Genomic DNA, 12549 nt, shown 5'->3' on the forward strand with positions numbered 1-12549 from the left:
ATTATTTTTTAGAAGCATACAATAATATAAAATATCCAAATACTGTAGAAAGTAATGATCCTGCAAGAACACCAATTTTTACACCGTCAATATACTGAATATTTTCAGCAAATGCTAAGTTTCCAACAAATAAACTCATTGTAAAACCAACACCTGTTAATATTGAAACTCCATATAGACTTAACCAGTTAGACCTATCTGGCATTTGTGCCACACCGAATTTAACTGCAAAGAAAGAAATAAGCATAACTCCAACTTGTTTACCCACAAACAACCCTAAAAGAATTCCCAATGGAACAGGTTCTAATAAAGATGACAATGATAATCCTTCTAAAGACACACCTGCATTAGCAAATGCAAATATAGGCATTATCATAAAAGCAACATAAGGACTGATTGCATGCTCAAGTTTAATTAATAAGGAGAAATCTTTGTCTTTAATTCTATGAGGTATGGTCGTAGCTAAAAGAACACCTGCTATTGTTGCATGAATTCCAGACTTATATGTGAAGAACCACATGAAGGCACCAATTATTAAATAGGGTATAAACTTTTTAACACCAAATTTATTTAAAGTAAGTAATAAAATATATGAGATTAAGATTAAACTTAAATAGCTTATGCTTAAATCACCAGAATAGAAAAAAGCGATAATCAATATCGCACCAAGGTCATCAATAATAGCAAGAGCTGTTAAAAAAATTTTTAAAGAAATAGGAACTCTTGAACCAAGTAAAGATAAAATTCCCAGTGAAAACGCAATGTCTGTAGCCGATGGAATTGCCCAACCATTTAATGTTTCAGTATTACCAAAGTTTATAAAAACATAGACTAGAGCAGGGACTACCATTCCCCCAACAGCTCCTATAATTGGAAGTAACGCTTTTTTTAAATTAGAGAGTTCACCTTGAATAAATTCTCGTTTAATTTCTAGTGTTACAAAGAAAAAGAAAATTGCCATCAATAAATCATTAATCCAGTGATGTACGGAAAGTTTTAAACCAAAATCATTAATACCAACAAACAAGTATTGGTTTAATGTATCAAAATATAAATTACTAAAACTAGAATTACTTATTACAAGAGCAATAATTGCAGCAATTAATAATACAAGACCACTTGCTGCTTCTAACTGAAAAAACCATTTAAAAGGCTTTGAAAGATTTTTGATCATAATTTTATGTTAAATCTCTAATAAATAATGAGATATCTTTAATACTTTCATAAAGATTATAAAGTATAAATTCGACATTTGGGACAATTTTCCCGATAGGATATTTAAACGTATCTACAATAATTATAAAAGCTACGAATGAAATAATTGCTACAACAAAAATATTTAATATTTTAAAATTTTTTTGTTTTTTTGGTTTAGCATTTACTTGTGTGTTTTTATTTATGTTAACCTCAATTTTTTCCTTAGTCTCTTCCTCTAAATCTACTTCAACTTCATCTATAGGTGGATTTGATACACTTTCTTCTTCATTGATGGATGGGTTATTTTGGTCAAAAATATTAATACTATCAATACCGGTTTCTTCATCAGCAGGGCTTACCGTGTTTTCAAGAACTTCTTTTTTAAAAAACCATTTATGATCACAACTAGCACATTGTAACAAGCGACCCTTATCTGAAATCAAATTTGAGTCTATATCAAATTTTTTATTACAATTATTACAAGTAATGATCATTATCGATGTATATCTGATTCTTATAAAAAAGCCTTGTTTTTGATGTTCTTTATTCTTTGAAATTATCAATATCTAATGTATTAGTACCTCAATCGGGGCGTAGCGCAGCCTGGTAGCGCATCTGGTTTGGGACCAGAGGGTCGCAGGTTCAAATCCTGCCGCCCCGACCACTCTCACAACACTTCTAGACGAAGTGTCAGTGAAAGTGACAGTGAAATATCTAAAAAAAATTTAGAGCAAGTTTTTAGCTCATAGGGGCGGCAGGATAGAAACCTACCACCCCTAAAAACTCTTATTAAAAAAATTTACAAAATGTTGTCAGTGAGCGATGTCTCACCGTGATACTTCTCTTTAAAAACAACCCTCATTCAATAGGAAAAAGTGACAACTAGATCTTTGCTAACAGGGGTTGAAGTGTTATATAACAACGTATCGAGGCGAAATGATTACCAGTTTCAAATCCTGCCGCCCCGACCAATTTATGAAAAAAGCAAAAATTTATATCCCTACAAAAAATTCAATGCAGTCTGGTCTTGGCAAATCAGACAAATGGTTAATTGAATTTGAAACTGAGAATACTGGTATAAATCCTTTGATGGGTTGGGAGACAAACTCCAATACACTCTCAGAGTTAAATTTAGAATTTTCCTCTAAAGAATTAGCAATAGAATATGCAAAAAAAAATAAAATTGATTTTGAAATAATTGAACCTCAAAAAAGAAAAACTGTTAAAAAATCATATGCAGATAATTTTCTAAGATAATGTTTAAATTTTTTACAAAAAAAAAATGGCAGTTATGGTCTTGGTTAGGTTCATTTGTGATTTTATTATCATTGTGGGTTCAAGTAAAAATTGATGTAAAGATAAATGAATGGTTTGGTGTCTTCTACGATATGATTCAAAAAGCACTTGCTAAACCCAACGCTATTACAATTGAAGAGTACTGGGCAAATTTAGCATCATTTATTACACTAGCTGGAATATATATAGCTCTTTACGTTGTAATTAGTTTTTTTACAGCACACTTCTTGTTTAGATGGAGAACTGCGATGGTAGAATGGTATCATTCTGTTTATGATAGAGCTCGTAAAATAGAAGGTGCCTCACAAAGAGTTCAAGAAGATACAATTAAGTTTACCCGTATTATGGAATCTCTAGGTACAAGTTTTATTGAATCGGTCATGGTATTAATACAATTTACTCCAATTTTATTAGGGCTATCAATCGGTATACCAATCTTCTTTTTTGGTGATTGGCAATATGGATTGATAACCGGTGCATTACTTTGGACATTAGGTGGTACAGCATTCTTGATAGGGTTAGGTTGGATATTACGTTTAGTTGGAGTGGAATATGATCTGCAAAAAAAAGAGGCTGCATACAGAAAGATATTAGTAGTAGCTGAAGATGATGGTAACATTAGACCTAAAACAATAAATGAATTATTTGATGACGTTCGTTCAATTCACTTTTTAAGCTACACAAGGTATTTATATTTTAATATTGGTCGTATGGCTTACTTACAAGCAAATGTATTATCAGCTTATGTTTTCTTGGCTCCAGCTATTGTAGCAGGCGTTGTAACATTAGGTGTTATGCAACAAATTATAAGAGCTTTTGGAAGAGTTGAAGGTTCTATGCAATACCTATTAAAAGCTTGGCCTACCATTATAGAGTTAGCAAGTGTTTATAAACGTCTACGAGAATTTGAGAGTGTAATAAATTCTACTGAAATAGTTATTCAAAAAGATTAATGTCTATTGATAAAAAATATGTCTATCAAATTATAAAAGTTTCTGAAAAAGCAGCTTTGGCATCCTCTTTTTTAGTTGGGAAAAAAGACAAGATTGCAGCAGATCAAGCAGCTGTTGATGCAATGCGATCTGAATTGAATAAAATAAATATGAATGGCGAAGTTGTTATTGGTGAAGGTTCACTTGATGAAGCGCCAATGCTTTACACTGGTGAAAAACTTGGTAATAAAAATGGACCATATTTTGATATTGCTGTTGATCCTTTAGAGGGAACAAATTTTGCAGCAAATAATTTACCTGGTGCAACTTCTGTTATTGCTATTGCTGAAAAAGGAAATCTTTTTAATGCACCTGAAACCTATATGGATAAAATTGCAACTGGCCCAATTGAAAAAGGCTTAGTTGATCTAGATTTTTCATTAAAGAAAAATACTTCAAATCTTGCTGATTTTTTAAACAAAGATATTTCATCACTCACAGCATGTGTAATGGATAGACCAAGGCATCAAAAAATTATTAATGAGCTTAAGCAATTAAATATTAAGATTAAATTAATCACTGATGGTGATGTCCTTGGTGCACTCTATGTAACAGATCCAAAATACAAAGTTGATATATTTTTAGGTATAGGAGGTGGACCAGAAGGGGTTTTAGCTGCATCAGCCCTCGATGCCTTTGACTGTCATTTTCAATGTAGATTTATATTTGAGAATGATAGAGACATTAAAGATGCAAATAAAATGGGAATAAATGATTTAAATAAAAAATATGAATTAAATGAGATTATAAAAGGAGACTCGATTTTTTGTTCTACAGGAATTACTTCTAGTGAGATGTTAAACGGTGTGGAGATAGATGAAAATAAGTATATTACCGAAACACTAGTTACTCATAAAAGTTTAAGATTTAAAGAAATAATTAAAAGAACAAATCTTATTGAAGAATGATTTCTATTTCAGGTAAGAAGTGGGAACAAAAAAAAATCAGTCAAAACTTGGTTGACAAATTAAAGCAGGATTTTGATTTTAGTGACATTTTATCTAGACTAATTGTTTCAAGAAAATTTGATGATAATGAGATTGCAACAGTTAATTCAGATTTAAATTTAAACAATGTTTTTTTAAATAATAAAGATTTTAATCAATCTATTAAGCTTGTTGTAAATTGTATTAATAATAATGAAAAAATATGTATTTTAGGTGATTATGATGTGGATGGCTCTGCTGCTACTTCGTTATTTGTAAAAATATTAGAAAGCATAAATCACCCTTTTTTTTATTATATACCAGACAGGGAAAAGGATGGCTATGGTGCTACCAAAAAATTATTCCAAAAACTGATCTTAGAAAAACCCAAATTAATTATAATGGTTGATTGTGGTTCTACATCAAATGAAGCAATAAATTTTTTAAATGAAAATAAAATTAAATCTTTAATTATTGATCATCACGAAATGCACAAACCTTTTCCAGAGGCAAACTCAATTATAAATCCCAAAAAAGATAACGGTTATAAAGAATATGACTATTTATGCGCCACAACACTTACATATTTTTTTTTAGAATTACTAATTAAAGAAACCAAAAGTGAAATAAATATATCAGATTATTTAATATATGTTTTATTAGCCACTGTATGTGATGTCATGCCTCTAAGAAAACTTAACAGACTGATTGCATTAAGTGCTCTTAAAAATTTTGATATAACAAAAAATTTACCTCTGAACACTTTGTTTGAATTAAATGAAAAAAAAAATAAAATTAATATTAATGATTTGGGTTATTTAATTGGTCCAATATTAAATGCTGGCGGAAGACTGGGTAAGTCTCGATATGCTACAGAATTATTATCTTCTAATAATGATCAGGTTATCAATGATAGGTCTACTTATTTAATTAAATTGAATAATAAAAGAAAAGAAATTGAAAATTTAGTATTAGATGAAATTGATTTTCAAAAAATTGAAAAAGAAAATAAAGAGGTAATTATTTATTATAATCCAAATATAAACGAAGGTTTAATTGGAATTATTGCAGCAAGATTAAAAGATTATTTTAATAAACCCTCCATTGTTATTACCGCGTCTAATGAATTATTAAAAGGATCTGCAAGATCAGTTTATAATTATAATATTGGTCGTATAATTAAAAATTCACTAGATAAAGATATAATTATAAGTGGCGGTGGTCATAATATGGCTGCAGGATTTACCCTAAATAAAGCAAACCTTAAAGATTTTGAAAATTATATATTAGAGGATTTTTTAAAATCTAATACTGTAAATAATAATATATTTTCATATGAATCAGAAGTTTCGCCATTAGCATTTAATCAAGATTTTTATGATGATATAAAAAAATTAGAACCTTTCGGTACAGGAAACTCAGTGCCAACATTCATGTTAAGAGATCTAAAAATAATTAAACCCATAGTGCTAAATAACAAGCATATATCTGCAATATTAAAATCAAAAACAGGATTTTCAATTAAATCAATATCGTTTAATTCTATTAATACTAAGATTGGTGAACACTTAATGAGTTATATAAATAACATTAATGTAATAGGTCAAATCAATGAAAATATCTGGAATAATAAAAAAAATCTGCAATTAACTATTAGAGACCTTATCCTATAACTTAATTACGCTTGATAAATAATGACTTTTAAAATAAAAGATCTCAATATGGTCCCTTCGTCTATCGGTTAGGACAGCTGGTTTTCATCCTGCAAAGGGGGGTTCGATTCCCCCAGGGACCGCCAAAATAGATCTATCTATGGTTTACTATGTTTATTTAATAAAAACTGTAAAAGGCTTCTTAAATAAATCATACGTAGGATATACAAATAATTTCAATAAAAGATTGGACAATCATAATGAAAATAAAGGTGCAAAATCAACAAAAGGTTATAAATGGGAACTTGTTTATAAGAAAAGGTTTTATTCAAAAAGCAAAGCACTTTCATTTGAATATGAGCTTAAAAAAGATAGAAAAGAAAGAACTAAATTGTTAAATGAATTCAAAAAAAAAAATTAATATTGCCACAATTCTACCCTACAAAGAAAACTATTCTTTGGAAAAAGCTTCTGCAGCATCTCTTTGGGTTTCAGAATTTTTTAAAGATTCAAAATTTAAAAACAATAATTTTATTTTTGGAAATACAAATTCTAAGAATTATTTAACAAAAAATTACATAAATATAAATCTTAAAAGTTTAAAATCAAAATTACAGAGTACAACAAGAGAGTATAGCAACAATCTAATCAAGGAAATTAATAAAAAAAAATTTGATTTAATTGAAATTCATAATCGGCCCTTAATTTTATCTAATTTAGTAAAGCAAATTCAAAATAGATTTATTTTTTATTTTCACAATGATCCACTATCAATGAACGGATCTAAAACAGTTAAAGAGAGATTGTTTATATTAAAAAATGTTGAAAAAATAATTTTTGTAAGCCAGTGGGTGAAAGATAGATTTTTTTTAGATATAGATCTTAAGCTTAATACTAAAGCAGAAATTGTTTACCCAAGTGTAAATAAACAAAAGGCTAAAAAAAAATATAAATACATTACATTTGTTGGAAGACTTAATCACTCTAAAGGTTATGACATTTTTCAAAAATCTATAGAAAAAATTTTGGATGAATTTCCAGATTGGAAATCATTATCTGTTGGTGATGAGGACCGTAGATCAATTTATATAAATCATAATCAACATAAAGAATTAGGTTTTTTAAGTCATAAAAAAACTTTAGGTATATTAAATAAAACTGAAATTGCCGTTGTACCATCTAGATGGGATGAGCCTTTTGGAAGAACAGCTTTAGAGGCCTCATCTAATGGATGTGCTACAATCATCTCTAACAAAGGTGGTTTAATAGAAACTACAGACCAAGCTATTATCCTAAAAAAACTCGATGAGATTAATCTTTATAAAGAAATTAAAAAATTAATTCTTAACAATAAAAAAAGGAAACATATTCAGATATATAGCAGAAAAAATGTTAAGCACAGAATAGGAACTAATACAAAAATAATTGACCAAATACGTGAAAGTATCTTTCCTAGATATAAAATAAATCTTTTAAAAAATAGGATAAAAATTATAAATTTATACAATCAAGGACAAAAGCTTAATCATAGATTATTTAATATCTCCTTGGGTAAAAAATTTACAAATGGCTTTATTAGAAATGGCCATGATGTTTTAGAAATAAGTGATCGAGATTTTATAAAAAACAATAAAACATTTAATTTACTTCAGGATAGTAGGGTTAACTTTCAAAATTATTTAATTGAAACATGTAAAAACTATAATCCGGACCTTTTATTTTTTGGTCATAGCAAAAATATTGACTTAGATACTATTCAGGAATTAAAAAATTTAAATAAAAATCTAATTATCTCACAATGGAACGAGGATCCAGTAATGCCTGACCTTAATTATTCAAAAAAAAATATTTATAATATAAGCACATACGCTCCCTTTGTTGATCATAATTTTATAACAACAGATCCATTTGTTATAAAAAATAAAATTAATTCCGATAATTTTCATTTTTTCTTTGTTCCTGTAGATAAAAATATTGAACGTTTTGATGTTTTTAATATGGATCCAAAAAAAGATCTTTTTTATGCAATGAGTCATGGTGTGAATAGAGCGGTTCTTAAAGAGGGAATTGAAGATAATAGAGTTAAATTTTTAGATAAACTTGTAAAAAAAATATCAAAAATAAAATATGACTTCTACGGTTTTGCCAATAAACAACCCATTTGGGGTGACAACTTTAATAACGCTCTTATCAATTCAAAAATGGCTTTAAATTTAAGTCGTGGTAAACCAACAAAATACTATTCAAGTAATAGAATAGCTTCTGTTGTTGGTAACGGATTGCTAACTTTTATTGATAAAAAAGTTCAAATGAGTGATTTTTTTAATGATAATGAAATGATTTTTTACAATAACATGGATGATTTATCGGATAAAATTAAATTTTACTCAGTAAATGATAAACTGAGAAAAAAAATAGCCGAGAATGGTAAGAAAAAATATTTTAAACTTTTTAGCGAAGTTAAAATTACCAAATATTTTATTGATATTTCTTTAGGAAATAAACCATCTTTAATCTAAATAATGACAAATGGTTTTGTAATAATTTGAACTTTCTAAGTAGTAGTTTTAAAAGTGTAATCAGCATAAAAAACATTTTAGAAATAGGATCATATGAAGGACGTAGTGCTATTTTTTTTTAAATAATTTTATATATAGTAACATACATTGTATCGGTACTTGGTCTCGTAGTGATGAACATGATAATTTTGACTTCAGTGTTATAGAAAAAACTTTGATTCTAATACTTCAACATTTGAGACAAATAATCATTAAAAAAATTTAAAATGAATTCAAATAAATTCTTTCTGAGCAACTCTAAGAAATATGATTTAATCTTTGTTGATGGTGATCACTCGTCCGATCAAGTAAAAATTGATATTGAGAATTCTTGGAAAGTTTTAAATAAAGGAGGGTATTTGATTTTAGATGATTATATGTGGTGGTTTTATAAAGATTTAAAGAAAAATCCTTCATCTTCGATTAATAAATTTATTGTCGATTATATTTCTGAAATAAGCTCTTTAAAAATTTGGCATCAAATTATTATTAAAAAAAATATTTAGTTATATTTTTATTTTATTCAAAGCATTATTCTTAAATAAATTTGCTTCTTTAATATATCTTCTAACCATTTCGGTAGATTTATGACCAGTCATTGCCATTATGTTTCTCTCTTCAACTCCTGATTCAGCTGCAGAAGTTGCAAATCCTGATCTTAGACTGTGGCCAGAATAATGCTTGCTGTCTATACCTGCTAGATTTAAATATTTCTTTATAAGTAATGCTACAGTTTGATCTGTTAATCTATTTTCTGATAACTTTGATCCTTTAACAAATCTTCTGAATACAGGACCTGAGGTTATTTTTGATATGTCTAGCCAGTTTTTTAATGATACCACGGGGCAATATTGAGAGCTATCAAAGTAGGGTAGAGCTTTCGTAAAACCTTCACCAAATTGATCTGTTTTAGATCTCTTAATATTAATTTTTAAACCTTCTGGAACAAAATCTAGGTCATCGCTGTCTAATGAAACTATCTCATTTCTACGGAATCCACCTGAAAATCCAATTAATATTATAGATCTATCCCTAAATTTTTTAATTTCTTCCTTATTTTGCTGATCTATAGCATCAATTATTAATTTTAAACTGTTGATTAATATGGGCTTTTTAGCTTTTTGAATGCTACCTTTCCTTCTTTTAATACCCATAATATTTTCAATAATTGTAGGATGTTTTGTATCTAAATAATGCCCTTTTAACTTATGGATGACACCTATTGATACCAACCTACGCTTTAAAGTGCTCATTTTGGCGTCTTTGGTTGATAAATTAGTTAAATACAAAGAAACTATTTTAGGGTCTGATGGAAGGGACTTAAATCCATTCTGAGCACAAAAAGTTCCAAAATCATTGAAGTCTGATTTATAAGCTCTTATTGTATTTTTAGCTTTTGAGCTTTGAAGATTTAATAAAGTTTCTTCTTGTAAAGCTTTTATGTCTGTTATTATTTTGTTCATGTCTATTACTATTGATAACCATTAATTATCGTTAGTAATATATTAAGTTGTTTATGTTGTCAATATGTTAAATATATAAAAATGATAAAAATATTTATTTTTATAAGTATTATTTGGTCAACCTTTGTACTTATATCAATCATAGATCATCCAACTTTAATAGCCTTGGGAATACATTCTATACCAACAAAAGACGGTTTGTTTTTAGCTTTTTTACCAATTATTTTATTTAATATAGCTGGATGGATAAGAAAAATTTTTAATAAAAATAAATAAAAATGTTAAATATCAACAATTTAAAGGTTAAAATTTAAGTAAATGATTAGGAAATTAGAGCTAAAAGATAAGGAAAATTGGGCAAAATTATATAACAGTTATGCCGATTTCTACAAAGTCCCAATGAATACTAGGATTTTAGATACTCTTTGGAGTTGGATTCATGATGAAACCCATGTTGTGAATGGTATTTGCTTTGAGTTAGAGGATAAAATCGTTGCTATTGCTCATTATAGAACAATGCCAAGACCAATTAAAGGCCAATATATTGGGTTTTTAGACGATTTGTTCGTAGAGCCAAAATTTAGAGGTCAAAAAATAGCTCAAAAACTCATTAGTCACCTAAAATTATTATCTAAAGCCAATAATTGGAATGGAATTCGTTGGATAACCCACTCTTCCAATAAAAATGCAAAGAAATTATACGATAAAATAGCCAATAACACTGGATTTGAACTCTATGAACTTAAAGGGAACTAAGTTTCAACTAAAAGTGTGGAATTACCTGAAGAAAATACCCAAAGGAAAAGTTAAGACCTACTTAGAGGTTGCTAAAGCCATTGGAAAACCTAAGGCATTCAGAGCTGTTGCTAATGCTGTAGGTAAAAACCCATATCCACCCAAAATACCCTGTCATAGAGTGATTAGATCCGATGGAAGCCTTGGCGGATACTCTGGAAAAGGTGGAATCCATGAAAAAAGAAGATTATTGAGATCTGAGAAGGTCTTCATAAAAAAGTACTTTTAACCCCAAAAAACCACAAAAACATTTGATATTAAACACTTTTTAAGTATTTAGCTATATTTTTTTCTAATTGCTGTAATGCATCCTTCAGTTGTACTGCAAATGGACTTTCAGCTGAAATAGGCTATCCTATGGACGTTTAAACAGTATATTCTCATACTGCATTGCTCTACTTGTCAACAATAGCAAGGATTATAGAAGGAGTAAAAAAGACCATTTTACTGGCTTTTTTAGCCCCCTATTCTACTCCATAAATAATCTAGTTTTAACAAAACTACCCTATTAATTGAAATAAGTATTTAATATCAATACTAAATCACCATTTTACCTAGCTACAAAACTATATTTAATTTACTAAAAATTAAAATTTCTCAATTCTCACTTTTTCAACTATAGAAAAAAAGATCTATGCTACTTTTATTTTATTTTAGGCCTATTTTTAGTAACTATAATTTAACTATTTGTTAAATATTATTATATTTTATATATAATTTTATAAATTTATAAGATTGTATTTAAATCAATAATTACAGTAGTTTAATATATACTATTAATGTATAATATTAAGTATTAGTAAACAAATAATACCTAATTAATTTGATTTAATATAAATTTCTCTCCTTGAAATATATAATCCACTAAGAACAATTATAAATAAACCAAGGTAAGTCCAGTTATCAGGCAATTCATTAAAGAAATAATAGCTAATGACGATATTAGTAATAATCTCAGTATATCCTAATGGAGCTAGTTTAGATGCGTCAGCATATTTTAATGATAAAATTATAAAAAGATGAGCCACAGAAGCTATAAGACCTATTATAGCCATCATAAACCACTCATTAAGGCTTGGATTAACCCATACAGATGGCATAAATAGACTAAATATGACTAACCCTACTACCCCTGTAAATAACAGTGTTAAAAGCGAGTTATCTGAGGTGCTGAGCTTTCTGGTTATTACTAAATAAAAACCATAACAAATCCCACACGCTAATGCAGCTAAAGTAGCTAAATTTACATCTAAAAAACCCGGTCTAATAACAATAAGAGTTCCGGAAAATCCTATCAAAACTGCAGTCCATCTTCTAATTCCGACTTTTTCAGATAGAAAAAAAGGTGACAGTGCCGTACAAGTTATTGGAGCAACAAATGCTAATGTTAAAGCTTTTGGCAGCGAAATTACTGATATGGAATAAAAAAAGCATAGAGTAGAAAAAGCAAGTATTACACCTCTAACTGATTGTAAAATAGGCCTTTTACTCCAAACAAGAGTTTCCCTGTAAAAAAATAGCATCAAGGAAGCTGTAAAAACAACTGTAAAAAAATATCTAGCCCATGTTATCTGTAATACAGGCATAGTAGCTGTTAAATGCTTAGCAAAGGCATCCATAACTGGAACTATCATCCATGCTGATGCATTTAATATTATTGCCTTCATTAA

14 protein-coding genes and 2 tRNA genes are annotated in these 12549 nt (G+C 28.4%); 12 read left to right on the forward strand and 4 right to left on the reverse strand.

Annotation, left to right across the window (positions count from 1 at the left end; all coding sequences use genetic code 11):
* Position 1 precedes the first annotated feature (1 nt).
* The gene (gene nhaA, locus ABXT48_RS03510) at positions 2 to 1174 is read right to left on the reverse strand and encodes a Na+/H+ antiporter NhaA (RefSeq protein WP_415287081.1); all 1173 of its coding nucleotides are present in this window, start codon (positions 1172 to 1174) and stop codon (positions 2 to 4) included.
* Between the two features lie 4 nt (positions 1175 to 1178).
* A complete protein-coding gene (locus tag ABXT48_RS03515) occupies positions 1179 to 1691 on the reverse strand; it encodes a zinc-ribbon domain-containing protein (protein ID WP_415287082.1) in 513 nt (170 codons plus the stop codon).
* Between the two features lie 93 nt (positions 1692 to 1784).
* Here ABXT48_RS03515 and ABXT48_RS03520 point away from each other — a divergent pair.
* From ABXT48_RS03520 to ABXT48_RS03560, 9 genes are all read left to right on the forward strand, one after another.
* Positions 1785 to 1861 (forward strand) — tRNA-Pro (locus ABXT48_RS03520).
* 311 nt (positions 1862 to 2172) lie between these two features.
* Positions 2173 to 2454: an ETC complex I subunit gene (locus ABXT48_RS03525; protein ID WP_415287083.1), complete on the forward strand. Its 282-nt coding sequence runs from the start codon at positions 2173 to 2175 to the stop codon at positions 2452 to 2454.
* On the forward strand, positions 2454 to 3446 hold the full coding sequence (locus ABXT48_RS03530) for a putative transporter (RefSeq protein ID WP_415287084.1): 993 nt from the start codon (positions 2454 to 2456) through the stop codon (positions 3444 to 3446). Before ABXT48_RS03525 ends, ABXT48_RS03530 begins: the two co-directional genes overlap by 1 nt.
* Entirely contained in the window at positions 3446 to 4393 is a 948-nt protein-coding gene (gene glpX / locus ABXT48_RS03535) for a class II fructose-bisphosphatase (RefSeq protein WP_415287085.1), read from the forward strand. The genes ABXT48_RS03530 and glpX overlap by 1 nt, the downstream gene beginning before the upstream one ends.
* Positions 4390 to 6084 carry a single-stranded-DNA-specific exonuclease RecJ gene (recJ, locus tag ABXT48_RS03540; RefSeq protein ID WP_415287086.1) on the forward strand — a complete coding sequence of 565 codons (1695 nt, stop codon included), beginning with the start codon at positions 4390 to 4392 and terminating at the stop codon, positions 6082 to 6084. The genes glpX and recJ overlap by 4 nt, the downstream gene beginning before the upstream one ends.
* A gap of 50 nt (positions 6085 to 6134) precedes the next feature.
* Positions 6135 to 6209: transfer RNA gene (locus ABXT48_RS03545), tRNA-Glu, on the forward strand.
* A gap of 14 nt (positions 6210 to 6223) precedes the next feature.
* On the forward strand, positions 6224 to 6484 hold the full coding sequence (locus ABXT48_RS03550) for a GIY-YIG nuclease family protein (RefSeq protein WP_415287087.1): 261 nt from the start codon (positions 6224 to 6226) through the stop codon (positions 6482 to 6484).
* Positions 6462 to 8582, forward strand: a complete 2121-nt coding sequence (locus ABXT48_RS03555; protein WP_415287088.1) for a glycosyltransferase — start codon at positions 6462 to 6464, stop codon at positions 8580 to 8582. Before ABXT48_RS03550 ends, ABXT48_RS03555 begins: the two co-directional genes overlap by 23 nt.
* Positions 8583 to 8848: 266 nt before the next feature.
* Positions 8849 to 9127 (forward strand): class I SAM-dependent methyltransferase, encoded by a 279-nt coding sequence (locus ABXT48_RS03560; protein ID WP_415303352.1) that lies wholly within the window; start codon positions 8849 to 8851, stop codon positions 9125 to 9127.
* On the opposite strand, the gene ABXT48_RS03565 is transcribed toward ABXT48_RS03560, so the two are convergent.
* On the reverse strand, positions 9128 to 10084 hold the full coding sequence (locus tag ABXT48_RS03565; RefSeq protein ID WP_415287090.1) for a site-specific integrase: 957 nt from the start codon (positions 10082 to 10084) through the stop codon (positions 9128 to 9130).
* An 81-nt stretch (positions 10085 to 10165) separates the two neighbouring features.
* Here ABXT48_RS03565 and ABXT48_RS03570 point away from each other — a divergent pair, with 81 nt between their 5' ends.
* The 3 genes from ABXT48_RS03570 to ABXT48_RS03580 are packed head-to-tail and all read left to right on the forward strand — an operon-like array spanning position 10166 to position 11108.
* Complete coding sequence (locus ABXT48_RS03570; protein ID WP_415287091.1) at positions 10166 to 10360, forward strand: hypothetical protein; 195 nt, start codon at positions 10166 to 10168, stop codon at positions 10358 to 10360.
* Between the two features lie 42 nt (positions 10361 to 10402).
* Entirely contained in the window at positions 10403 to 10840 is a 438-nt protein-coding gene (locus tag ABXT48_RS03575) for a GNAT family N-acetyltransferase (RefSeq protein ID WP_415287092.1), read from the forward strand.
* Positions 10821 to 11108 carry a methylated-DNA--[protein]-cysteine S-methyltransferase gene (locus tag ABXT48_RS03580; protein WP_415303353.1) on the forward strand — a complete coding sequence of 96 codons (288 nt, stop codon included), beginning with the start codon at positions 10821 to 10823 and terminating at the stop codon, positions 11106 to 11108. The genes ABXT48_RS03575 and ABXT48_RS03580 overlap by 20 nt, the downstream gene beginning before the upstream one ends.
* Positions 11109 to 11697: 589 nt before the next feature.
* On the opposite strand, the gene ABXT48_RS03585 is transcribed toward ABXT48_RS03580, so the two are convergent.
* On the reverse strand, positions 11698 to 12546 hold the full coding sequence (locus ABXT48_RS03585) for a DMT family transporter (RefSeq protein ID WP_415287094.1): 849 nt from the start codon (positions 12544 to 12546) through the stop codon (positions 11698 to 11700).
* Positions 12547 to 12549 lie beyond the last annotated feature (3 nt).

Origin of the sequence: Candidatus Pelagibacter sp. Uisw_101 (genome assembly GCF_047727615.1) — a bacterium.
GTDB lineage: Bacteria > Pseudomonadota > Alphaproteobacteria > Pelagibacterales > Pelagibacteraceae > Pelagibacter.

Coding starts and splice junctions, on each gene's coding strand:
- nhaA (WP_415287081.1), bottom strand. CDS start 1,174: ATGATCAAAAATCTTTCAAAGCCTTTTAAATGGTTTTTTCAGTTAGAA.
- ABXT48_RS03515 (WP_415287082.1), bottom strand. CDS start 1,691: ATGATCATTACTTGTAATAATTGTAATAAAAAATTTGATATAGACTCA.
- ABXT48_RS03525 (WP_415287083.1), top strand. CDS start 2,173: ATGAAAAAAGCAAAAATTTATATCCCTACAAAAAATTCAATGCAGTCT.
- ABXT48_RS03530 (WP_415287084.1), top strand. CDS start 2,454: ATGTTTAAATTTTTTACAAAAAAAAAATGGCAGTTATGGTCTTGGTTA.
- glpX (WP_415287085.1), top strand. CDS start 3,446: ATGTCTATTGATAAAAAATATGTCTATCAAATTATAAAAGTTTCTGAA.
- recJ (WP_415287086.1), top strand. CDS start 4,390: ATGATTTCTATTTCAGGTAAGAAGTGGGAACAAAAAAAAATCAGTCAA.
- ABXT48_RS03550 (WP_415287087.1), top strand. CDS start 6,224: ATGGTTTACTATGTTTATTTAATAAAAACTGTAAAAGGCTTCTTAAAT.
- ABXT48_RS03555 (WP_415287088.1), top strand. CDS start 6,462: ATGAATTCAAAAAAAAAAATTAATATTGCCACAATTCTACCCTACAAA.
- ABXT48_RS03560 (WP_415303352.1), top strand. CDS start 8,849: ATGAATTCAAATAAATTCTTTCTGAGCAACTCTAAGAAATATGATTTA.
- ABXT48_RS03565 (WP_415287090.1), bottom strand. CDS start 10,084: ATGAACAAAATAATAACAGACATAAAAGCTTTACAAGAAGAAACTTTA.
- ABXT48_RS03570 (WP_415287091.1), top strand. CDS start 10,166: ATGATAAAAATATTTATTTTTATAAGTATTATTTGGTCAACCTTTGTA.
- ABXT48_RS03575 (WP_415287092.1), top strand. CDS start 10,403: ATGATTAGGAAATTAGAGCTAAAAGATAAGGAAAATTGGGCAAAATTA.
- ABXT48_RS03580 (WP_415303353.1), top strand. CDS start 10,821: ATGAACTTAAAGGGAACTAAGTTTCAACTAAAAGTGTGGAATTACCTG.
- ABXT48_RS03585 (WP_415287094.1), bottom strand. CDS start 12,546: ATGAAGGCAATAATATTAAATGCATCAGCATGGATGATAGTTCCAGTT.